This is a genomic window from Bradyrhizobium sp. AUGA SZCCT0283 (genome assembly GCF_018130385.1).
Lineage (GTDB): Bacteria > Pseudomonadota > Alphaproteobacteria > Rhizobiales > Xanthobacteraceae > Bradyrhizobium.
Genome location: NZ_JAFCLU010000002.1, coordinates 200,882 through 223,600 on the forward strand (window position 1 = coordinate 200,882; position 22,719 = coordinate 223,600).

18 protein-coding genes are annotated in these 22,719 nt (G+C 64.8%); 2 read left to right on the forward strand and 16 right to left on the reverse strand.

Annotated elements, in window-relative coordinates:
* Window positions 1-6: 6 nt before the first annotated feature.
* From JQ624_RS04395 to rsmH, 13 genes are all read right to left on the reverse strand, one after another.
* Window positions 7-999 (reverse strand): D-alanine--D-alanine ligase, encoded by a 993-nt coding sequence (locus tag JQ624_RS04395; RefSeq protein WP_212417620.1) that lies wholly within the window; start codon window positions 997-999, stop codon window positions 7-9.
* The gene (murB, locus tag JQ624_RS04400) at window positions 999-1,922 is read right to left on the reverse strand and encodes a UDP-N-acetylmuramate dehydrogenase (RefSeq protein WP_212417621.1); all 924 of its coding nucleotides are present in this window, start codon (window positions 1,920-1,922) and stop codon (window positions 999-1,001) included. Before murB ends, JQ624_RS04395 begins: the two co-directional genes overlap by 1 nt.
* Before the next feature lie 2 nt (window positions 1,923-1,924).
* Window positions 1,925-3,328 carry a UDP-N-acetylmuramate--L-alanine ligase gene (murC, locus tag JQ624_RS04405; RefSeq protein ID WP_212417622.1) on the reverse strand — a complete coding sequence of 468 codons (1,404 nt, stop codon included), beginning with the start codon at window positions 3,326-3,328 and terminating at the stop codon, window positions 1,925-1,927.
* A gap of 139 nt (window positions 3,329-3,467) precedes the next feature.
* On the reverse strand, window positions 3,468-4,568 hold the full coding sequence (gene murG / locus JQ624_RS04410; protein ID WP_212417623.1) for an undecaprenyldiphospho-muramoylpentapeptide beta-N-acetylglucosaminyltransferase: 1,101 nt from the start codon (window positions 4,566-4,568) through the stop codon (window positions 3,468-3,470).
* A gap of 158 nt (window positions 4,569-4,726) precedes the next feature.
* Window positions 4,727-5,878 carry a putative lipid II flippase FtsW gene (ftsW, locus tag JQ624_RS04415; RefSeq protein ID WP_212417624.1) on the reverse strand — a complete coding sequence of 384 codons (1,152 nt, stop codon included), beginning with the start codon at window positions 5,876-5,878 and terminating at the stop codon, window positions 4,727-4,729.
* Window positions 5,879-6,093: 215 nt separating this feature from the next.
* On the reverse strand, window positions 6,094-7,527 hold the full coding sequence (locus JQ624_RS04420) for a DUF5107 domain-containing protein (RefSeq protein ID WP_212417625.1): 1,434 nt from the start codon (window positions 7,525-7,527) through the stop codon (window positions 6,094-6,096).
* 154 nt (window positions 7,528-7,681) lie between these two features.
* Window positions 7,682-9,082, reverse strand: coding sequence for a UDP-N-acetylmuramoyl-L-alanine--D-glutamate ligase (murD, locus tag JQ624_RS04425; protein ID WP_212417626.1), 1,401 nt, complete (start codon window positions 9,080-9,082; stop codon window positions 7,682-7,684).
* Window positions 9,083-9,092: 10 nt separating this feature from the next.
* Complete coding sequence (gene mraY, locus JQ624_RS04430; protein WP_212417627.1) at window positions 9,093-10,199, reverse strand: phospho-N-acetylmuramoyl-pentapeptide-transferase; 1,107 nt, start codon at window positions 10,197-10,199, stop codon at window positions 9,093-9,095.
* A 182-nt stretch (window positions 10,200-10,381) separates the two neighbouring features.
* The gene (murF, locus tag JQ624_RS04435; RefSeq protein ID WP_212417628.1) at window positions 10,382-11,764 is read right to left on the reverse strand and encodes a UDP-N-acetylmuramoyl-tripeptide--D-alanyl-D-alanine ligase; all 1,383 of its coding nucleotides are present in this window, start codon (window positions 11,762-11,764) and stop codon (window positions 10,382-10,384) included.
* Entirely contained in the window at window positions 11,761-13,218 is a 1,458-nt protein-coding gene (locus JQ624_RS04440; protein WP_212417629.1) for a UDP-N-acetylmuramoyl-L-alanyl-D-glutamate--2,6-diaminopimelate ligase, read from the reverse strand. Before JQ624_RS04440 ends, murF begins: the two co-directional genes overlap by 4 nt.
* Before the next feature lie 47 nt (window positions 13,219-13,265).
* The gene (locus tag JQ624_RS04445) at window positions 13,266-15,017 is read right to left on the reverse strand and encodes a penicillin-binding protein 2 (protein WP_212417630.1); all 1,752 of its coding nucleotides are present in this window, start codon (window positions 15,015-15,017) and stop codon (window positions 13,266-13,268) included.
* Window positions 15,014-15,406, reverse strand: a complete 393-nt coding sequence (locus JQ624_RS04450; protein WP_212417631.1) for a hypothetical protein — start codon at window positions 15,404-15,406, stop codon at window positions 15,014-15,016. The genes JQ624_RS04445 and JQ624_RS04450 overlap by 4 nt, the downstream gene beginning before the upstream one ends.
* Before the next feature lie 2 nt (window positions 15,407-15,408).
* On the reverse strand, window positions 15,409-16,404 hold the full coding sequence (rsmH, locus tag JQ624_RS04455; protein ID WP_212417632.1) for a 16S rRNA (cytosine(1402)-N(4))-methyltransferase RsmH: 996 nt from the start codon (window positions 16,402-16,404) through the stop codon (window positions 15,409-15,411).
* A gap of 545 nt (window positions 16,405-16,949) precedes the next feature.
* Here rsmH and JQ624_RS04460 point away from each other — a divergent pair.
* Window positions 16,950-17,738: an N-acetylmuramoyl-L-alanine amidase gene (locus JQ624_RS04460; protein WP_249129381.1), complete on the forward strand. Its 789-nt coding sequence runs from the start codon at window positions 16,950-16,952 to the stop codon at window positions 17,736-17,738.
* 132 nt (window positions 17,739-17,870) lie between these two features.
* The gene (locus JQ624_RS04465; RefSeq protein ID WP_212417634.1) at window positions 17,871-20,159 is read left to right on the forward strand and encodes a heavy metal translocating P-type ATPase; all 2,289 of its coding nucleotides are present in this window, start codon (window positions 17,871-17,873) and stop codon (window positions 20,157-20,159) included.
* A 218-nt stretch (window positions 20,160-20,377) separates the two neighbouring features.
* On the opposite strand, the gene JQ624_RS04470 is transcribed toward JQ624_RS04465, so the two are convergent.
* The 3 genes from JQ624_RS04470 to JQ624_RS04480 form a co-directional block, all read right to left on the reverse strand.
* The gene (locus JQ624_RS04470) at window positions 20,378-21,613 is read right to left on the reverse strand and encodes an RNA polymerase sigma factor (RefSeq protein ID WP_212417635.1); all 1,236 of its coding nucleotides are present in this window, start codon (window positions 21,611-21,613) and stop codon (window positions 20,378-20,380) included.
* Window positions 21,614-21,718: 105 nt separating this feature from the next.
* Entirely contained in the window at window positions 21,719-22,069 is a 351-nt protein-coding gene (locus tag JQ624_RS04475; RefSeq protein ID WP_212417636.1) for a YciI family protein, read from the reverse strand.
* Between the two features lie 152 nt (window positions 22,070-22,221).
* Window positions 22,222-22,653, reverse strand: coding sequence for a PAS domain S-box protein (locus JQ624_RS04480; protein WP_212417637.1), 432 nt, complete (start codon window positions 22,651-22,653; stop codon window positions 22,222-22,224).
* Between the last annotated feature and the right edge of the window lie 66 nt (window positions 22,654-22,719).

Consider the following 22,719-nt stretch of genomic DNA (forward strand, 5'->3'; position numbering starts at 1 on the left):
GGCCGGTCAAACCCGTTCCCGGACCCGCCGTTCGGCCAAGGTGATCTGGTCGCGCAGAAAATCCGCAAATTCGATCCCCTGGGCCTTCAGCGCCTTCGGATAGAGCGAGGCCGCGGTCAGGCCCGGCAGGGTGTTGGTTTCGAGGTAAATCGGCCCCTTCGCCGAGACGATGAAGTCGGTCCGGGAATAGCCGCTGCAGGACAACGCTTTGTGCGCTCGCAGCGCCTGATCCTTCAGTTGCGCACTGATTTCCGGAGAAAAGCGCCCCGGGCAGATCTCCTGAGTCGATTTGAGCAGATATTTGGCCGCGTAGTCGAAGGTGCCCTCCCCCGGGACAATCTCGACCGGCGGAAGCGACATCAACGTGCCATCCGATTGCTCCAGCACGCCACAAGTTGCTTCCACGCCCGCGACGAACGGCTCGATCAGATATTCTTCGGTCCTGGCGGCGTTGCGGACCGCGACGAGGTCCTGCTTCGCGTTGACAAAGATCAGGCCATAGCTCGAACCGTCTCGCGCCGGCTTTGCGATCAGCCTGCCGTATTCGGCAAACGCCGCGTCAAGGTTTTCCAGGGCGACGCCGGCCGGGGCCGCGACACCTGCAATCGCCGCAAACCGTTTCGCCGCGGCCTTGTCGAAGGCGAGGTTCGACGACGCCGAGCCGGAGCCGGTGAAGGGAATCCTGCGCAGTTCGCACATCGCCTGCAGTTCGCCGTTCTCGGCCCGGCCGCCATGCAGGCCGAGCACCAGCACGCGGTCTTCTGCCTTCGCCTTGTCTAGCGCAGCTTCGAGCGGCAGGCCGCGATTGCCGGGTTTGAATTCATCCTCGAACGGATGCAAATGCTCGAGCAGAGCCTTTGAACTGACGTCATGAACGGTGTCCGCCACGTCCCAGAACCAGAGATCGGCTTCGGGCAACGCCCGGTGCAGCGCCTGCGCGCTGGCCACCGAAACCAGGCGCTCTTTATTGGTACCGCCGAAGAGAATGGTCGTCCGCATCAGCTTTGCTCGATTCCGATCCGCTTGATTTCCCAATGTAGCTCGATTCCAGAATTCGCCTTAACCCGCTCGCGCACGGTTTCGCCCAGCGTTTCAATATCATGCCCGGTGGCGTTACCGGTATTGATGAGGAAATTGCAGTGCATTTCCGAGACCTGCGCCCCGCCGACACGCAAGCCCCGGCAGCCGGCGGCGTCGATCAGTTTCCAGGCGCTGTTGCCGGGCGGATTCTTGAAGGTCGATCCTCCGGTCTTTTCGCGAATCGGCTGAGCCGTTTCGCGGTGGGTCTGCACCTCATTCATCCGCGCGCGAATGGTCTCGGCGTCCGTGACGGCGCCGCGAAAACGCGCCGACGTGAAGATGATCGACGGGTCGACGCCGCTGTTGCGGTAGACGAACTTCATGTCGGCATTGCCAAAGACATGCTTGGTGCCGTCGCGGTCGATGCCGGTTGCTTCGACCAGCACATCCTTGGTCTCGCTGCCATTGGCGCCAGCATTCATCCGCAGCGCACCGCCGATGGTACCGGGAATGCCGGAGAAGAATTCCATGCCGCCAATGTTTGCGGCAGCCGCGGTCTCCGCCACGCGCTTGTCGAGCGCGGCCGTGCCCGCGCTGACGATATCGCCGGAAGCAGACGTCTCGCCAAACACCCGCGGCGACAGGCGGATCACCACGCCCGCCATCCCGCCGTCGCGCACGATCAGATTGGAGCCGACGCCGACGACGTAGACCGGCAGTTCCTTCGGAAGGTGCTTTAAGAAGTACGCGAGATCGTCTTCATCCGCCGGAGTGAACAGCACCTGCGCCGGCCCGCCGACGCGAAACCACGTCAATTCCGCCAGCGACTGGTTCGCCAGCAGCCGCCCGCGCAGCTGCGGCATGGCGGCTCTGAGGTCGGGCGTGATGTCGGGGAATGCCACCGCTAACCCAATGCCTTCAATTCGCCCGGCAATGCGTAGGCCCATTGCGTGATGTTGCCGGCGCCCAGGCAGACGACGAGATCGCCGGGGGCGGCGATGCCGCGAACGACTTTGGCCAGTTCCGCCGAACTCTGCAGCGGGATCACCTCGCGATGGCCATGCGTGCGCAGGCCGAGCACGAAATGGTCGCGGTCGATGCCTTCGATCGGCGCCTCGCCTGCCGGATAGACCTCGGCGACGATGACCGCGTCGGCATCGTTGAAGCAGGTGCAGAATTCCTCGAACAGCGATTGCAGGCGGGTGAAGCGGTGCGGCTGCACCACGGCGATGATCTTGCCGTTGGTCGATTCACGCGCCGCTTTAAGGACGGCTGATATCTCGACCGGGTGATGGCCGTAATCGTCGATCACGGTGACGCCATTCCATTCGCCGGTCCGGGTGAAGCGCCGCTTGACGCCGCCGAAATCCGCGATCGCCTTGCGGATCGCCTCGTCGGAAATGCCGAGCTCGTGCGCCACCGCGATCGCCGCCGTCGCATTTGACGCGTTATGCCGCCCCGGCATCGGCAGCATGATGTCTGAGATCTCGTGGGTGGCGTCGGTCTTGCGGTTTCGGAACACGACCTTGAATTTGGAGCCGCCGCCGGTCGGCGTCAGATCGACCAGCCGCGCGTCGGCCTGCGGGTTCTCGCCATAGGTGATGATGCGGCGGTCCTCGATCCTGCCGACGATCGATTGAACGACGGGATGATCGATGCACATCACGGCAAAGCCGTAGAACGGCACGTTCTCGACGAAATGGCGGAAGGCGTCCTGCACCGCCTCGAACGTCTTGAAATGGTCGAGGTGCTCGGGGTCGACATTGGTGACGATGGCGACATCCGTCGGCAATTTCAGGAACGTGCCGTCGCTCTCGTCGGCTTCGACCACCATCCAGTCGCCGGCTCCCAGCCGCGCATTAGTGCCATAGGCATTGATGATGCCACCATTGATCACGGTCGGATCGAGATTGCCGCCATCGAGCAGCGCTGCCACCATCGAGGTGGTCGTGGTCTTGCCATGGGTGCCGGCAATCGCGACGCAGCTTTTCAGCCGCATCAGCTCGGCGAGCATTTCGGCGCGACGCACCACCGGAATGCGCTGGGCGCGGGCGGCCATCAATTCGGGATTGTCACGCTTGATCGCGGTCGAGACCACGACGACGTCGGCGCCGTCGACATTCTCGGCCTTGTGGCCGACCGAGACCTTGACGCCCTTCTCCCGCAGCCGCGCGACATTACCGCTCTCGGAGGCGTCCGAGCCCTGCACGGTGTAGCCGAGATTGACCAGCACCTCGGCGATGCCGCTCATGCCGATACCGCCGATCCCGACGAAGTGAATGGGTCCGATCTCGCGCGGCAGTCTCATGGATAAGTCCTTGGCCGTCATCGCCCGCGAAGGCGGGCGATCCAGTATTCCGCGAAGCCGAGGCTCAAATCAGGCGCCGCGGAGTACTGGATGCCCCGCTTTCGCGGGGCATGACAAGGGCAATTTTGCGCGCAACGGCCTAGATTCCGGCCACTTTCATTACCAGATCGGCCAGCCGTTCGGCGGCGTCGAGCCGGCCCACCTTGCGGGCGGAGGCGGCCATCGCAGTCAGCCGCGCCGGTTCGGCGGCAAGAGCGGAGATTTCCGCCGCCAGCCGGTCGGACGTGAATTCGGCCTGCGGAATCCGTAAAGCCCCGTCCACCTTCGCCAACACGCCGGCATTGGCGAACTGGTCCTGGTCGATCGCGCCGGGCAGCGGCACCAGAATCGACGGCCGGCCGATCGCGGCGAGTTCCGCCACCGTGCCGGCGCCGGAGCGGGAGATCACGAGATGGCTGGACGCCAGCCGCGCCGGCAGGTCGCTGAAGAACGGCGCAAGTTCGGCATTGATCCTGCGCCGCTCATAGATCGAGCGCACCCGCCCCATGTCTTCCTTGCGCACCTGCTGAGTCAGAATCAGGCGGCTCCACAGCATCGGCTCCAGCTTTTCGATTGCGCCCGGCACGATATCGCTCATCACCCGCGCGCCCTGGCTGCCGCCGACCACCAATAGCCGCAGCGGCCCGTTCGGTTCGGGGGACGCAAACGGCACGGCGGCGGCCGTGAGGACCGCGGGGCGCATCGGCGTGCCGACGGTCACCGTCTTGCCCGCGAGGTCAGGATCGCGGTCGAGCACGCCCGGCAGCGAGGTGGCAATTGCGTTGACGCGGCGGGAGAGAAATCGGTTGGCGCGGCCGAGCACGGCATTGGCGTCGTGGATGATGCCGGGCACGCCGAGCAGCCGTGCCGCGATCAGCGGCGGCAGCGTCGGATAACCGCCGAAGCCGACCACGGCGGCAGGTTTTAGCCGCCGCACTAGCCTGGCAGCCACCAGCGTGCCGTAACCGAGCGTGTAAGCGGTGCGCACCAGCGCCAGCAGCGAGCGGCCGCGCACGGTCTCGCTCGGCACCACGTCGATATTGTCCCTGGTGAACAAGCCGCTATAGCGCAGTGCGCGGGCGTCGGTTGCAAGCCGCACACGCAGCCCGCGTTTGATGAGTTCGACGCCCAGCGCCTCGGCGGGAAACAGATGACCGCCGGTGCCGCCCGCGGCGAGTAGAATGAGAGGTGCGTTTTCCATGGGAGGTCTTTTATAGGCAATGAACCGTCATTGCGAGCGAAGCGAAGCAATCCACAGCCCCGGATTACGGATAGATGGATTGCTTCGTCGCTGTCGCTCCCTTGCGCAAACGCTTCGCGTTTGTCGCAGGCAATGACGGAAGTTAAATTTGCCCGCTATTACGCGTAACCGCGCGACACGCCGGCCGCGTTCATCGATTCCACCTCGGTGCGCGGGCGCTGCCGTGTCAGCGCCAGCATCATGCCGACGCCATAGGCCAGCGAGATGATCGACGAGCCGCCATAGGAGATGAAGGGCAGCGTCATGCCCTTGGCGGGAATCAGTTGCAGATTGACCGCCATGTTGATGGCGGCCTGCACGCCGAACAGGATCGCAAGCCCCGACGCCGCAAAGCGCGCGAACATGTCCTCGCTCGAATAGGCGCGCGTCAGCGTCCGGATCACGACGAAGGCGAACAGCGAAACCAGCGCCAGGCACAGGATGATGCCGAATTCTTCGGCGGCCACCGCGAACACGAAGTCGGTATGGCTGTCCGGCAGGCTGCGCTTGGCGATGCCTTCGCCGGGCCCGAGGCCGAACCAGCCGCCGTTCCAGAACGCTTCCATCGCCATGTCGACCTGGAACGTGTCGCCCGAGGCCGGATTCATGAAGCGCTTGATGCGGCCCGCGACGTGCGGCACCAGCAGATACGCGCCGAACAATCCGGCCGCCGCGGCGCCGGCAAGGCCCGCCACCCAGATCATCCGCATCCCTGCGATGAAGAACAGCGCGCCCCACACCATCAGGATCAGCATGGTCTGGCCGAAATCCGGTTCCATCACCAGGAGCGACACCAGCGTCAACAACAGCACGATCGCCATCGACGTCGCCGGCATTTCCGGCCGCTTGGTCGATTCCGCAAACAGCCACGCCGCCATGACAACGAAAGCGGGCTTTGCGGATTCGGAGGCCTGGATGTTGACGCCGAGCAGCGTGATCCAGCGCCGCGATCCCTTCACCTCGGGCCCGAACGCCAGCGTCGCCACGATCAAGAGAATGCTCACCACAAAGACCAGCAGCGCGAGGCGGCGGATCTGCTTCGGCGACAGGAACGACACCCCGATCAGCACCATCAAGGACGGCAACAGGAACAGCACGTGCCGGCCAAAGAAATGGAAGGGATCGAGCCCGATCCGCGTCGCCACCGGCGGGCTCGCCGCCAGCGACAGGATGACGCCGCCCAGCATCAGCGCCATGATCGCGCCGAGCAGCAGCTTATCCACGGTCCACCACCAGTCCGAAAACGGCGTGCGTTGATCACGGGCGAGCATGGGCGTCCCCAAAATGGCAGAGGTAACGCCCATTGGTGGGGCAGGATGGTTTATGGGGGGTTAATGAGGTCGGTAACTTTTGAGGGATCAGGCGACGCCTGCGTAGGATGGGTTGAGCGAAGCGATACCCATCAATTGCGTTTGGCGAAAGATGATGGGTTTCGCCATCATCGGGCCGGCCGAAGGCCGGACCGTCGGCTCTACCTACAGTCAAACTACTTTATTCTTGTTTCGGCCGCGATCAGCTCTTTACCTTCCGCGGTCGTGATCGTCAGCCGCACCTGTTCGCCACTGTGGCCTGCAGGAATCGCCGCGGAAATGCGATTTCCGTTTTTTGGGTCGGCTTTCACGGCGTCGTTGAACAATATCGCATCGCCGCGCGTCAACGTTACGCGCAACGGCGCGGCCGGTTCGATACTGAAGAACTGAAGATTCACGCCCGATGCCTCGGCCGAGAAATTGATCAGGATATCCGCGTTCGCATCCGTCACGTTGCTCATGCCGACGGTCGGGCTGTGGGTCTCGGGAATCGACACCTCGCCCCGCGCGGGAAGCTGAGCACGGTGGAAAAACTGGTCCGACACGCCGGCCCACAATTCGACGTAAGGCCGCGCTTCGTTCGGGTCCTTGCGTGCGTCGGTTTCGTTCGTGAACGACGGAAATCCCCACGTCCACATCTTCAGGCCCGGCGTGACCGTATTGTCGGCGATGCGGATGATCCCCTCCTCGTTGTCGTGGTTGATCACGCCCCAGAAATTCCCGCCCTGCATATCGGGCGCCGCGTAGGCGATGCCCATCGTCGGCCAGTTCCTGAAGTGGCGCAGTTTTTCGAAACGGCTCCTGCCTAGCCCTGCGCTCTCGTCGCCCCCGGACAGATAGGCCGACCAGGCGGGCGTGCTGTAGGCCTTTATCGGCGCGATGATTTCGGCGCCGCCGGTTGTCTTGGGGTTCTTTGGGTCCGATCCCGGCGCCAGCGTCGTGCACGTCCAGTACTCGTAATCGACCGTCCGGACTTGCGGATTTTTCAGCACCACGCGCGCATCGAGCGCGGCGCGGTCGGCTTTCAGCGTGACATAGTAAGTCGCTTCGATACCCGTCGAACCCTTGAGGAACTGCCTCGGTGCCGCAGAATACGCGAAATCATCCCTAAGCGACATCGACACCGTCACTTCGCTGGCACTCTCCTTCACCACCTTGAAATCCCACGGCTTCAGCCACGTCCTGCCGTGCTCGGCGTCCGGGAAGGTCGGGAAGATGCCGCCATACACCATCAGCCAGTCGTAATAGAAATTGCCGGCATTCATTCCGTAGGGTACGCCCACCTCGGTGCGATAAAGTTGTTCGTGGCCGGTCGGCTTGTAAATGATGGACAGAATGCGTCCGCCAAACTCTGGCACGAGCGTTACCTTCAGATAACGATTCTCGAGCACGCGGGTCTTGAACGTGCGATCGACGATGGTCTTCTTGTCGAGCGACCCGCTGACGAATCCGTTCTCCGCAGAGGTCGCGTATTTGACGGTGCTCCACGAAATCGTCGACTCGGTGAGAGACACTCCGTCGGACGCCGGCGAAGCCGTACCTGTGACGGCATGAAGCGCAAGGGTCGCCGAAAGGACTGCAACGGTACGTGCGAGAGCATGAACTGTCATTTGCGACGCCCTCGAATGAGCGACAATTCCAGCGCGTAGGATGGGTGGAGCGAAGCGATACCCATCAATTTTCGTTCACAAAGATGATGGGTTTCGCGGAGTTTATCATCGGGCCGGCCGAAGGCCGGACCCGTTGGCTCTACCCATCCTACAGTCACACCACCGGCTTGACGCCCGGCAGCGCCGTCACCAGATCGCGGAACTTTGCGCCGCGGATTTCGAAGTTGCGGTACTGGTCGAACGAGGCGCAGGCGGGCGACAGCAGCACCACGGGATCGGCGAGCCCCGAGGCTTCCGCGTCCCGCGCGGCGTTCGCCACCGCGACATCGAGCGTTTCGGAAATCTCGTGCGGCACGCGCTCTCCCAGCGTGCCTGCAAATTCCTGTGCGGCTTCGCCGATCAGATAGGCTTTGCGGATGCGCGTGAAATATTCGGCGAGACCCGTGATGCCGCCCTGCTTCGGCTTGCCGCCGGCGATCCAGAAGATGTCGGCAAACGACGACAGCGCGTGCGCGGCCGCGTCGGCATTGGTGCCCTTGGAATCGTTGACGAACAGCACGTTGCCGCGGCGGCCGACCTGCTCCATGCGGTGCGCGAGGCCCGGAAAGCTGCGCAGGCCGTCTTGCAACGTATCGGTCGAGATGCCCATCGCAAGCGCGCAGGCCGCGGCGCAGGCCGCGTTCTGCGCATTGTGCAGGCCGCGCAGCGAGCCGATGCCACCCAATCTTGCGATCTCGGTGCGCGCACCGCCGGAGGCCTGCACGACGGTTTCGCGCTCGACATAGACGCCGTCGGGCAGCGGGTTCTTCACGGAGATTCGCACCACGCGTTTTCCGGCCTGGTCGAGGCGGTCGGCGATGTTGCGGCACCAGCCGTCATCGACGCCGACGATTGCGGTGCCTTGCGGCTGCACGCCGGCCACCAGCCGCGCCTTCACGGCCGCGTAATGCTCCAGCGTGCCGTGACGGTCGATATGGTCTTCGCTGACATTGAGCAGGATACCGACCGACGGATCGAGCGAGGGCGCAAGGTCGATCTGGTAGGACGACATCTCGACCACATGCACGCGTCCCATCCGCGGCGGCTCCAACGAGAGGATCGCGGTGCCGATATTGCCGCCCATCTGGGTGTCGTAGCCTGCTACTTTCATCAGATGCGCGATCAGAGCCGTGGTGGTCGACTTGCCGTTGGTGCCGGTGATCGCGACGAACGGCGCGTCCGGCGCATGGCGGCGGCGCTCGCGGCAGAACAGTTCGATGTCGCCGATCACCTCACAGCCAGCCTGGCGTGCGATCAGCGCCGACCAATGCGGCGCCGGATGCGTCAGCGGCGCGCCGGGGGTGAGGATCAGCGCCGAGAAATTCGTCCACGACACCGAGCGCAGATCGGCAGTGGTGAAACCGGCCTGCGCCGCCTTGGCGACATTGTCGGCAGAGTCGTCGCCCGCAATCACTTCAGCGCCGCCGGCCTTCAAGGCGTGGCAGCTTGCAAGGCCGGAGCCGCCGAGGCCGAAGACGGCGACCGTCTTGCCCGCAAAGGATGTGACAGGGATCATCGCGCGCGGCTCACCGCAGCTTCAGCGTGGAGAGGCCGGCCAGTGCCAGCATCACCGAGATGATCCAGAACCGGATCACAATCTGCGGCTCGGTCCAGCCCTTCTGCTCGAAATGATGATGCAGCGGCGCCATCCGGAATACGCGTTTTCCCGTCAGCTTGAACGAGGCCACCTGTACGATCACGGAGACGGCTTCCAGCACAAACAATCCGCCGATCACGGCCAGCACGATCTCGTGCTTGACCGCCACCGCCGTCGCACCAAGCATGCCGCCGAGCGCGAGCGAGCCGGTGTCGCCCATGAAGATCGAAGCGGGCGGCGCGTTGAACCAGAGAAAACCGAGTCCGGCGCCAAGCACCGCGCCGCACAGCACCGCGAGCTCGCCAGTGCCGGCGACGTATCTGATCTGCAGGTAGTCCGAGAACACCGCGTTGCCGGTCAGGTACGAGATCATGCCGAAGCTGGCGGCGGCGATCATGACCGGCACGATCGCAAGCCCGTCGAGGCCGTCGGTCAAATTGACCGCATTGCCGGCGCCGACGATCACGAACGCGCCGAAGATCACGAAGAACCAGCCGAAATTGATCACCACGTCCTTCAGGAAGGGTACTGCAAGCGAGGTCGAGGTTGCGTCGCGGCCGAGCCGCACCAACGCGTAGCAGGCCGCGAGCGCGATCACCGCTTCGATCATGAGCCGCAGCTTGCCGGCGAAGCCGCTGTGGCTCTGTTTTGTCACCTTCAGATAGTCGTCGTAGAAACCGACGAAGCCGAAGCCGAGCGTCACCGCCAGCACGATCCAGACGTAAGGGTTGAGCGGATTGGCCCACAGCAACGTCGAGACCACGAGGCCCGAGAGGATCATCAGCCCGCCCATCGTCGGCGTGCCCTTCTTGGAGATCAAATGCGATTGCGGGCCATCGGTGCGGATCGGCTGACCCTTGCCCTGCCTGAGCCGCAGATGATCGATGATCCAGGGCCCGAACAGGAATACAAACAGCGCGCCCGTCACCATCGCCCCGCCGGTGCGGAAGGTGATGTAGCGAAACACGTTGAACAAGCCGCGGAAGATGCCAAAGCCCGGAACGGTGTTGGAAAGCTCGATCAGCCAGTAAAACATTCAGGTAGGCCCTATCACGCGGCTTGGTTGCGCCGTCCTTGGCGGGAAGCGCTCCGGGAACGCCTTCGTTCCGGGAACGCCTTGATAATCGTTTTCATCCTCAAACCAAGCAAATCTTGGTCATGCATGGGGTATTGACGAATCGCGCCGCGCGGAAACAACAGCCGTCAAGTGCGGCCAGTTTACGCCTTTGCCTGCAAGGCGGCCAGCAGCCTGGGCACAAACTTGTTCACCCAGAACATCTTTTTGCTGCCCTTGACGACCACCACATCCCCGTCCCGCAGCAATGCGGCGATTTGTTGGGGATCGAGCGTAGCCGGGTCTTCATGCCAGCCGAGCGCCCGCTCCGCCGGCACGAGATCGTATAAATGGCGCATCAGCGGGCCGACGCAGTAGATGCCGTCGATGCCCGGCAGGTCTTTCGCGAGCTGCTCGTGATAGGCGGGTGCATCGGCGCCCAATTCCAGCATGTCGCCGAGAATGGCGATGCGCCGGCCGGCCTTCACCGGCCGCGCCTTCAGGCTGCCAAGCGCGGCCACCATGCTGGCCGGATTGCCGTTGAAACTGTCGTCGACCACGGTGACGCCATGGGCCGCCTGCTCCACGCCGCGGCCGGTCATAATGCCGACATGGCCGAGCTCCTTGGCCAGCGCCGCGGGGTCGAGCCCGGCGGCATGGGTGGAAGCCAGCGCGGCAAGCGCGTTCTGCAGCCGATGCGGCGCACCGGGCGTCAGACCGAACTCGATTGGCTTGCCGTTCACGTCAGCGGCGACATGCCAGCTCTCGCCCTCGGCTGCGTGCTTCAGCTCCCGCACCTCGGATCCCTCGCCGAAGCGAACGACCCTGCCGTTCCATTCCGGCGCCTCGACGTTCCCAGGCAACACCAGCACGCCGTCGTCGGGCAGGCCCTGAGCGATACTCACCTTCTCGCGCCGGATCGCTTCCAGGCTGCCGAGCTTTTCCAGATGCACCGGCTGCACGTTCACGACCAGCGCGACCGTAGGCTGGGTCAGTTCGCTGAGCCGCGCGATCTCGCCGCTCTGGTTCATGCCCATTTCAACAACCCAGACACTTGCAGTCGGGCTGGCATTGCACAGCGTCAGCGGCACGCCCCAGAAATTGTTAAAACTGCTCGGGCTGGCATAGGCGGCAGGATACGCTGCGAGGAATTCCTTGGTGCTGGTCTTGCCGGCGCTGCCGGTCAGGCCGATCACCGGGCCCTTGAACCGCGCCCGCGCGGCCCGTGCGAGAGTCCACAGCCCATCGATCAGCGTGTCCTTGACGATCAACTGCGGAACGCCGACGCCGTCGATCCGATGCGGAACGATCATCGCCACCGCGCCGGCGGCTTGCGCCTTGTCGGCAAATTCCCAGCCGTCGCGCGCGCTGGCAAAGCTGGAGATGAAGCCGCCGCTCGGCGTGCCGCCCAACGCCACGAACAGGCAGCCGGGTTTTACCAGGCGGCTGTCCTGCGTGACGAAATCAATCGGCGTATCAGGAAATTCGCCTGACAGCCCGAGCGCCTGTGCGACTTCGGCAATGGTCCACAATGGCGCAGCGCTCATGCTACCCTCGCTGCGAGCGCGGCGGCCACCGCCTCGTGATCACTGAACGGCAAAACCTTGTCACCGACGATCTGGCCGGTCTCATGGCCCTTGCCGGCGATCAAGAGCGCATCGCCGGGCTGCAGCGCCGCTATCCCTGCCCTGATCGCCTCGGCACGATCGCCGATGTCTGTTGCGCCCTTCGCCGCCGCCAGAATGGCGGCGCGGATCGTTGCCGGATTTTCGCTGCGCGGATTATCGTCGGTGACGATCGCGTGATCGGCATTCTCGGCGGCAATCGCGCCCATGATCGGGCGCTTGCCGGCATCGCGATCGCCGCCGGCGCCGAAGATGACGACTAGCTTGCGTTTTGCGTAGGGCCGCAGCGCCTGCAGCGCCTTTGCCAGTGCGTCCGGCTTGTGCGCGTAATCGACGAAGATCGGCGCGCCATTGTGTTCGCCGACGCGCTCCAGCCGCCCCTTGGCGCCTTCGAGATGTTCGAGCACGGCCAGCACGGCGCCCGGCTCGCTGCCGGTGCCGATCGCAAGCCCCGCGGCGACCAGCGCGTTCTCGATCTGGAATTCGCCGACCAGCGGCAGCTTGATCGTGTATCTGCGCGCCTGATGCTCAAGCACAAGCTGCTGCGCAAAACCTTCCACCGTGCCTTCGACGAGACGAATGCCCTCGCCTGCCCCATCCCCGTTGCGGCCGACAGCGATGGTCCGCAAGCCCCGCGCCCGCGCGGCCTCGATCACTTGCGGCGAGCAATCATGATCGGCCGAGATCACCGCCGCACCATCCGGCGCGACCAGATCGCGGAACAGCCGCAGCTTGGCGGCGAGGTAATGCGCCTCGTCCGGATGGTAATCCATGTGATCGCGCGTGAGATTAGTGAAGCCGCCGGCGGCGACGCGCACGCCGTCGAGCCTGAACTGGTCGAGCCCGTGCGAGGACGCCTCGAAGGCCAGATGCGTGACGCCGTCGCCCGCGATTTCGTCGAGCTGCCTGTGCAGCGCGATCGGGTCCGGCGTCGTCAGCGAGCCGTACACCGTGCGCTTCGGCGAAACGAGGCCGATGGTGCCGATGCTGGCGGAAGCGTGGCCGAGCCGTTCCCAGATCTGGCGCGTGAACGCGGCAACGGACGTCTTGCCGCTGGTGCCGGTCACCGCCCCGATGGTCGCGGGCTGACGCGGATAAAATCGCGCCGCCGCCAGCGCCAGCGCGCGGCGCGGATTTGGCGTGACGACGAACGGCACGCGATGGTCAGGCAAAGCGCGGTCGCCGGCTACCGCAACCGCGCCCGCGCCGATAGCGGCATCGATAAAGCGAGAACCGTCGGTCTTGCTGCCAGCGAGCGCAAAGAACAGGTCGCCCGGCTTCACCGCACGGCTGTCGACCGCGAGGCCTTTTACATCGACAGCTTCCGCCTGCGGCTCGATCGCAGCGTCATCGCTGAAGAGGTCGCGAAGTTTCATCGTGTTCCAGTCCGGCCGGCGCAGTGAGGGGCGCGTGATATTACGCCTTACTGGGTTGTCCTCGATGCCGCAAGAATAAGGCGGTCGGACGGCGGCAGATCGAACCGCGGCTCGATGCCCAGAAGCGGCCCGATGCGGGCAATCACCTTGCCGCCGGTTGGCACCGCGTTCCAGCCCGAGGTGATGAAGCCATGGGTTTCCGGCAGCGCCTTCGGCTCATCCAGCATAACCAGCAGCTGATACTGCGGATTGTCGGCCGGGATGATCGCGGTGAAGGAGTTGAGCACCTGTTTCTTGGAATAGCGGCCGTTGACCACTTTTTCCGAGGTGCCGGTCTTGCCGCCGATATAGTAGCCCTTCACGTCGGCCTTCTTGGCGGTTCCGATCTCGGCATTCAGCCGCATCAGATAGCGCATCTTCTCGGAAGTTTCGGGCTTGAGCACTCTCTTGCCGATGGCCCTCGCTTCCTCTTCCGACCGCTTGAGGAAGGTCGGGGGGATCAGGAGACCGCCGTTGACGACCGCGTTGATGCCCATCACCGCCTGCAGCGGCGCGACCGCGATGCCGTGTCCGAAGGAGATCGTGATGGTGTTGAGTTCGCTCCAGCGCTTCGGCACGATCGGCGAGGCGCTTTCAGGCAGTTCGGTGCGCAAGCGGTCCATCTGGCCGAGCTTCTTCAGGAACGCCTTGTGCGCCTCGACGCCTTGCGCCAGCGCGATCTTGGCCGCGCCGACGTTCGAGGAGAAGGTGAACACTTCCGACAGCGTGATCGGACGGCCGACCGGATGGGTGTCGTGAATGGTGAACTTGCCGAACTTCAGCGCCCCGCGTCCGTCATAGAGCGTGTTGAGGTTGGCCTTGCCGGAATCCAGCGCCATCGCGAGCGTCAGCGCCTTGAAGGTCGAACCCATTTCGAACACGCCGGTGGTCAGGCGGTTGATGCGCTCGGGGTCGTGCGCCTCTTTCGGATTGTTGGGATCGAAGTCCGGCAGCGACACCAGGGCCACGATCTCGCCGGTCTTGACGTTGGAGACGAGGCCGGACGCCGCCTTGGCCTTGTATTTTTCCTTCGCCTTCAACAGCTCGTCACGCAGCGCATGCTCGACGCGCAGGTCGATCGACAGTTCCACCGGCCGCTGCAGGCGATCGGTGGCAAAGCCGGCGCGGTGCAGATCGGCCAGACCGTTATTGTCCAGCCACTTCTCCATCCCGGCGATGCCCTGGTTGTCGATGTTGACGAGCCCGATCAGATGCGCGACCGCCGCACCGGTCGGATAGACGCGCTTGTTCTCGCGCAGGAAGCCGATGCCGGGAATGCCGAGCTTGTGGATGTCGTGCTGCTGCTTTGGCGTAATCTCGCGCTTCAGCCACACAAACCCCTTGCGCGACGACAGGCGTGTGCGCGCCTCTATTGTATCGAGGTCCGGCAACGCCGCGGTCAGGAGTTCGATCGCCTCGTCCTTGTCGATGATGCGCCGCGGCTCGCCGAACAGGCTCGGCGCCTTGACGTCGGTGGCGAGCACCTCGCCATTGCGGTCGACGATATCGGGCCGCGCGGTCGCAATCGCGTCCTGCGAGCCGGCGCGGCGCGCGCCGTGGCTGTCGGCGCCGACCGCGAACATCACCAGACGTCCGGCCAGCACCGCATAGACCGCCGCAAATAGCAGGATGGCCAATCCTACCCGGGCCCGGGCCTTGGCGGCACGATCGACGTTGCGCCCGTAGAGCAGGCTGCGGATCAGCCGCTGCCGCCACGGCTCCGCGGGCCGCTTGATGTTGGCAAGCGCCCGGCCGGTCATTGCTGATCTCCCGGCGCGGGCACGGAGCCGGTGGTGGGCGGCGCATCGGCCGCGGCCTCGATGGTGTTGATCATCGCGCCGATCGGATCGGGCGCCCCGGGCCTTGCAAAGGCCGGCGGCCGTTCCGGCAAGTTCTTCAACTGGTCATATTGCGTAGCGACCAAGGGCTTCAGCCCCAGATGGCGTTCGGCGAGCCCTTGCAGCCGCAGCGGCGCATCGAGCTTGGCCCATTCCGCGCGCAGCGCCGCGATGGCGTCGCGCTGCTCGCGGATCTCGGCGTTCAGCCGCAGCACGCGCTCGACGCGCGAGGTCGATTCCATCTTGATCCGGTAGACGTAGGCCGCCGCGAACACCAGCACGCCGATGACGAGGAAGTGGATGACACGCATGATCAGCCTCCCCTCATCACGTCGGCCAGAATGGGCCATGCCGGCAGGCGGTCTGGGGCGTGCGCCGGCGCCATCGTGCGCTCGGCGGCGCGCAGCTTTGCGGAACGCGCGCGCGGATTGGCAGCCACTTCGGCTTCGCCAGGGGTAACGGGACGCTTGGTCAAAATCTGAAAACTCGGCGCAGCCTGCGCCAGTTCGGGCAAGTGCCGCGAACCGCCGCCGGTCTTTCCGCGCGCGTTGAGGAAATCCTTGACGATGCGGTCTTCCAGCGAATGAAACGACACCACCACGAGCCGGCCGCCGGGTTTCAGCACGCGCTCGGCCGCCGCAAGCGCCAGATGCAATTCGTCGAGTTCCGCGTTGACGAAGATTCGCAAGCCCTGGAAAGTGCGCGTCGCCGGATGAATCTCGTTCGGTTTGCTTCGCACCACCTTGCCGACGATATCGGCCAGCGCTTGCGTGGTCGTGATCGGCGCTTCCTTGCGCGCCGCCACGATGGCGCGTGCGACGGCGCGGGAATGGCGCTCTTCGCCGAAGATATAGATGATGTTGGCGAGATCGGCCTCGGAGGCCTTCGCCACGACGTCTGCCGCCGTCGGCCCGTCATGGCCCATCCGCATGTCGAGCGGGCCGCCGAGCCGGAACGAGAAGCCGCGCTCGGCCTGATCGAGCTGCATCGAGGAAACGCCGACATCCATCACGACGCCGTCCACCGCGGGCACACCTTGCGCCGCGCAGACGTCTGCAAGGTTGGAGAATCGGTCCTCGACCAAGGTCAGCCGGCCGCCGGACTGATCGACCAGATCGAATCCGCCGGTAACCGCCGACCGGTCGCGGTCGATACCGATGACCCGGGTTCCCGCGACAGCGAGGATGGCGCGGCTGTAGCCGCCGGCGCCGAAGGTCGCGTCGACATAGATGCCGCCGTCCTTAGGGTTGAGCATCTCGACCGCCTCGCGGCCGAGAACGGAGATATGGCGCGGCGCAGCCGGGCTCATGCGCCGTCCCCTGGCGTTTTCCAGTCGATGGTATGAAAACTGGACGCGAACGGGCCCATTGCGCCTCAAATCTCTGCGCTTCGCCGGGCTTTTCCGGCCAAAAAGCCGCGAACAGGCACGATTGCCGCCTCTGGCCCGGCCTCGCGCCCCCTCATTTCCGGACGGAATTTGCTGGGTTGCCATGGCATTTCGAGCGCGAAAGAGGGCCTCGGCCGTCCCCAACCCGGTTCGGCTCTTCACCACTTAGTAACGGCACTTAGCGTTAAGAAAGCGTTGATGGTCGGCTGCGGGTTTTGCGCGCTTTAGAGCCACTAAAAGCCGGTGATGCGCCTCGCACACACTCGGTCAAAATGCGAGCTGGAACTCGAGCGCCGGATTGCGCGAGCGCGAGGTAAATGAATAGTAAACGGTATTGCCGCTAGGACACGATGTTGCCGCTCTCCCGCCCGGTTTGGGTTCAAAAAATGGCTACTGGTTCGTTCGCATCTGCTGGTATTGATTCGAGGCGTCAACGCGCCCTCCCCGTTCCCAGGGCCAACGCCGACATGAAGACCTTTACTCCAGATTCCTCGATCGCATCCGACGTCATCCCGTCGCCGAACTTTGGCGACCGCACCAAGGGCCGCCTCGCGGACATGATCCTGCTGCACTACACCGGCATGCCGGATGTGGAAGGCGCGATCGCCCAGCTCTGCACCCCCGGCACCGACGTGTCAGCGCACTACATCGTGCTGGAAGACGGCCGCATCGTGCAATGCGTGCCGGAAGCCAAGCGCGCCTGGCACGCCGGCGTGTCCTTTTGGGCCGGCGAGGAAGACATCAATTCCTGCTCGATCGGGATCGAGATCATCAATCGCGGCCATGACTGGGGCTATCCCGACTTCCCGCTGCGCCAGATCGCCGCCGTGATCGCGCTGTGCCGCGGCATCATGCTCCGCCGCAAGATACCTTCGCATCGCGTGCTCGCGCATTCCGATGTCGCCCCGGCACGCAAAAGGGATCCGGGCGAAAAGTTTCCGTGGCATTCGCTGGCCAATTCCGGCGTCGGCCATTGGGTGCAGCCGGCACCGATCGTGCGCGGCGAACCGCTCAAGCTCGGTAGCATCAGCGACGACGTCGCAGGCCTGCAGATGGCGCTTGCCAAATATGGCTACAAGATCCCGACCCACGGCAAGTTTGACGGCCCGACCATGGAAGTGGTCACCGCGTTCCAGCGCCACTTCCGTCCCGCGCGCGTCGACGGCATCGCCGATCACTCGACCATGAGCACGCTGCACGCGCTGCTGGCGAGCCTGCCGGCGGGTGCGACCACGACGGTGGTTGCGGCGAAGTAGTTCGCTTCCGGCTAGATGTCTCTTCGGCCGCCGATAGCGGCGGACCAGCCAGCACGGCAGTTGATTTCCCTCAATGGCAGGTGACGCGATTTCAGCGACAAGCCGCGAGCGGCATGAGCACGGAACGCACCAATGTCATTTGAGCGCTTTATGCGATGGGCGCTGGTCTCGATCGCGATTGCTGGACTTGCGGCCGGACTCGCCGCTGCACTCGCCGGCCGGCCGGCGTTAGCCGAGCTGTGCTGGACGCTTGCAACCTTGCCCGTGATCGCGGGATTGGCGGTTTCGATGGCTCGCGACCTGCTGGGCGGCCGGCTCGGTGTCGATGCGATCGCGCTGGTGTCGATGAGTGCCGCAGTCGTACTCGGCCAGCCACTGGCCGGGGCCGTCGTGGCGCTGATGTATTCGGGCGGTAACGTGCTCGAGGAGATCGCGGTTGCCCGCGCCGAGCGCGACTTGCGCTCGCTGGTCGACCGCGCGCCGCGGGAGGCGCATCGCCTTGCCGAGGGCCGCGTCGAGGAAGTGCCGATATCCGCCGTCGCCGTCGGTGACCGGCTTCTGGTGCACGCCGGTGAAGTCGTGCCAGTCGACGGTGTCGTCAACTCGAACGCTGCAACGATCGACGAATCCGCCCTCACGGGCGAACCGATTCCGGTCGCCAGGGCGCGCGGCGCCGCCATCTTTTCCGGCTCGCTGAATGCCGGCGAGACGTTTGAGATGTCGGTGTCCGCGCTTGCCGGCGAAAGCACCTATGCCGGCATCGTGCGGCTGGTGACCGCGGCGCAGACCGCCAAGGCACCGTTCGTGCGGCTGGCCGACCGCTATGCGCTGATCTTCCTGCCCGTCACCTTGGCGCTCGCACTCGTCGCCTGGCTGATCTCCGGCGATCTGCTGCGCAGCCTCGCCGTATTGGTGGCGGCCACACCGTGCCCGCTGATCCTGGCGGCACCGGTCGCCTTCATCGCCGGCGTGGCGCAAGCGGCCCGGCGCGGCATCCTCGTCAAGGGCGGCGGGCCGCTGGAGGCGCTGGCGCGCGCGCATACCGTGCTGTTCGACAAGACCGGGACGCTGACGGTCGGCGGAGCGCGCCTGCTCTCCGTCGAAGTAGCGCCCGGCGAGACCGCCGAAGAGATATTGATGCTGGGCGCCTCGCTGGAGCAGGCGTCGCATCATGTAATTGCCAACGCCATCGTGCAGGCCGCGGCCGAGCGCGGCCTGCAGCTCGAACTGCCCGAACGGGTCAGGGAATCCATGGGCTCGGGGCTGCAGGGCGTGATCGGCGGACGACGTGTGATCGCCGGTTCGCGCGAGATGATCTTTACCGGCGAACCCGTCGCCGATTGGGCAACGCGGGCCATCCGGCGCGCTTCATGGCGGTCGGCCCTGATCGTATTCATCGCGGTCGAAGGGCGGCCGGTCGGCGCATTGCTGCTGGCCGACGAACTCCGCTCCGACACGCCGCGGGCGATCCGCCTGCTGCGCGAGGCCGGCATTGCCCGTATCCTGATGGTCACCGGTGACCGCGCCGCCGCCGCGCAGGCGATCGGCGCCGCGCTCGATCTAGATGGCGTGCTTGCCGAACGCGTTCCTTCCGACAAGGTCGACGCGGTGCGCTCGGAGCAGCGGCTCCATCCAACCATCATGGTCGGCGACGGCATCAACGATGCGCCGGCCCTGGCGTCGGCGGACGTCGGGATCGCGCTCGGCGCACGCGGTGCCAGCGCATCCTCGGAAGCAGCGGATGTGGTCATTCTTGCCGACCGGCTCGATCGCGTCGGCGAGGCGATCGCGATCGCGCGGCGGGCCCGGCACATCGCCATCCAAAGCATCGTCGTGGGGATGGGACTTTCGATGCTGGCCATGCTGGCGGCGGTTCTGGGCTGGCTGATGCCGGTGCCGGCCGCCATCCTTCAGGAGCTGATCGACGTTGCCGTGATTCTCAATGCGTTGCGCGCGCTCAAGCCGGCAGGCGTCCGCAGCGTCAGAAGCATGACCGCGGCGGCGGGGCGCGAACTGCATCACAATCACCTTGCTCTGCTCCGCAGTCTCGACCGGCTGCGGTCGATCGTGGACGCGCTCGACGATGCCGGCCCCGAGCGTGCCGCCGCGCTGATCGCCGAAGCGAACGTCCTGGTTCAGGACAAGGTGGTCGCGCATGAGCGCGACGACGAAGGCCATGTCTATCCCCAACTCGCCGAGGTGCTGAGGGAAGCCCATGGGCTCTCGGCGATGAGCCGGGCACATCGCGAGATACTTCATCTTGCGAGGCTGCTCGCCGCCGTGGCGAAGGAGCTGCCGTCGGAGAATGTCGACCGCTATCTCATTCGCGACGCGCAGCGGCTGATCGAGGCGGTGGAGACCCTGGTGCGCCTGCACACCGCGCAGGAAGAGGACATCTACGAGGCCGTCGCGGCGCGCTAGATGCGGTCGAAGCACGAACGATCTCGTGTACCGGTCCGTGCAGATACCTTTGGCGGTGCACCGCTGGGCCCAGACACAAAATCGCGAAAACAACCCCATGCAAAGTAGAATAGCCCCGGCCTGCAGCACTTACGCCGCCTGCTTCCGGGAGGGAAAGAGATGGTCCGTCGTCACGGCCCAACCTGTTCTCATCCTGCTCCAGGCCCTTGGGTGCCCCTTCAATTGAGCTCCGCAATGCGCCGCGCGTAAAACCGCCGCAGTGGCTCCAGTTGCGTCGCGGCCGTCGCCGCCTGATACGCCTCCCGCGCCGCGTCACGCCGGCCTAACCTGCGCAGCAAATCGGCGCGAACCGCCGGCAGCAGCTCATACCCCTTCAGCCCGCCGCGCGCCTCCAGCGCATCGATCAGGTCGAGCGCCCGCACCGGCCCGTCGACCATCGACACCGCGGCGGCGTGGTTGAGTTCGATCACCGGCGACGGGCTGATCCGCAGCAGCACTTCATAGAGGCCGGCGATCTGCCGCCAGTCCGTGTCCTTATAGTTGGCTGCCCGCGCATGCAGCGCGGCGATAGCCGCCTGCACCGCATAGGATTGCGGCCGGCCCGGCATCCGCAGCGCCTCTTCCACAAGAAGCAGGCCCTCCGATATCTGCCCGCGATCCCACAGGGTGCGGTCCTGCTCTTCCAGCAGCACGATATCGCCGCCTGCGGTCTCGCGGCCGGCGCGGCGTGAATCGTGCAGCAGCATCAGGGCCAGCAAACCCTTGATCTCGCCGCGTCCCGGCATCAGCGCGTCGAGCAGCCGCGCCAGCCGGATCGCTTCGCGCGCCAGATCAGGCCGCATCAGATCTTCGCCTGATGTCGCCGCATAGCCCTCGGTAAACACGAGATAGATCACGGCGAGCACGCCGCGCAGCCGCGGCTCCAGCGCGTCGCGCTCCGGCACCTCATAGGGAATGCCGGCGAGACGGATTTTTTGCTTGGCCCGCAACAGACGCTGCGCCATTGCGTCTTCGCTGGCGAGAAACGCGCGCGCGACCTGCGCGGTCGTGAGGCCACAGACCGTGCGCAGCGTCAACGCGACCTGCACCTCTGCGGCAAAGGACGGATGGCAGCATGTGAAGATCAGCCGCAGCATGTCGTCGTCGAGCGCGTTGTCGGCGTCCTCGCGCGGCGCGGACGCGTTGAGCAGCAGCTCATGTGTCAATTGCTGCTGCTTGCTGCGAAACGAAACATTGCGGCGAACGCGATCGACCGCCTTGTTGCGGCCGACATTGACCAGCCAGGCGCGCGGATTGGAAGGCAGGCCGGCCGCGGGCCAGCGTTCCAGCGCCACCGCAACCGCATCCTGCAACGCCTCTTCCGCCAGATCGAAGTCGCCGACGAGGCGGATCAGGGTTGCCAGCGCCTTGCCAGCCTCGTCGCGAAATATCTTTTCGACCTCAACCGGGGTCATGGAATCTGCCGTTTGGAGTCGTCGTTCCGGGGCGACGCGAAGCGTCGAACCCGGAACCTCGAGATTCCGGGTTCGTCCTGCGGACGCCCCGGAATGACGAGACACCTAGTCATAAACCATGACCGGCCTGACCTCGATCGAACCTGTCTTGGCGCCGGGAATCCGCGCGGCCAGGCCGAGTGCGGTGTCGAGATCCTTGGCTTCGACCAGATAGTAGCCGCCGAGTTGCTCGCGCGTTTCCGCAAACGGACCGTCCGTCGTTAGGGTCTTGCCGTCGCGAACCCGCACCGTGGTCGCGGTCGTCGTCGGCTGCAGGCCATCGCCAGCCTTGAAATGGCCGCTCTGGATGATCGACTGGGTATACGCACCATATTCCCCCGTCAGCTTCTTGCGGTCATCCGCGGTCATGCGGCCGTATTCCGCATCACTCCGGTAGATCAACAACAGGTACTGCATCTTCAAACTCCTCTTGATCGGCTGGATCGCCGACACCCAGTCGAACGGGCGGCACGGAAGACGACATCGTCAGGGAAATTTATTTTGGCGGTGGAGCGGCCCTCCGAGAGGGACGACTTCATACCGGAAACATGAACAACGCCAGTGGGTATTCAGGACTGCCCGCCGGCCTCAGCGAGTTTCCGCTTCAGCTCCCTGACTTCGGCAAAGCGCTTGCTCACATCGCGCATGACCGCCACCGTCCCTGTGACCTCCTGCAATTCATTTCGCAGCAACACGATGGTGAATTCGACCGAGATCCGCCGACTATCCTTAGTCAGTCCTGGCACGGACAACAGATCGCCGTGGCCGTAGCGGCTCGTTCCGGTCTCCATCGTATGACGAAAACCGGCCCAGTGCCGCGCGCGCAAATTCTCAGGGATAATCAGGTCAAGCGACTGGCCGACGGCCTCCCCAGCGGCGAATCCGAATATCCGCTCGGCACCGGGATTCCAGAATATGATGCGCCCCTCACGATCGGTCGCGATGATCGCATCGGAGGCGCAATGTAGCAATGCTTCACCAAGACCAGCAGGAATGTTCATCGCGCGTCCGCTATTCGTCCTCAATTCGATCAGCCCGCATCAAATGCCGCCGTGCCGCTTCTGTCA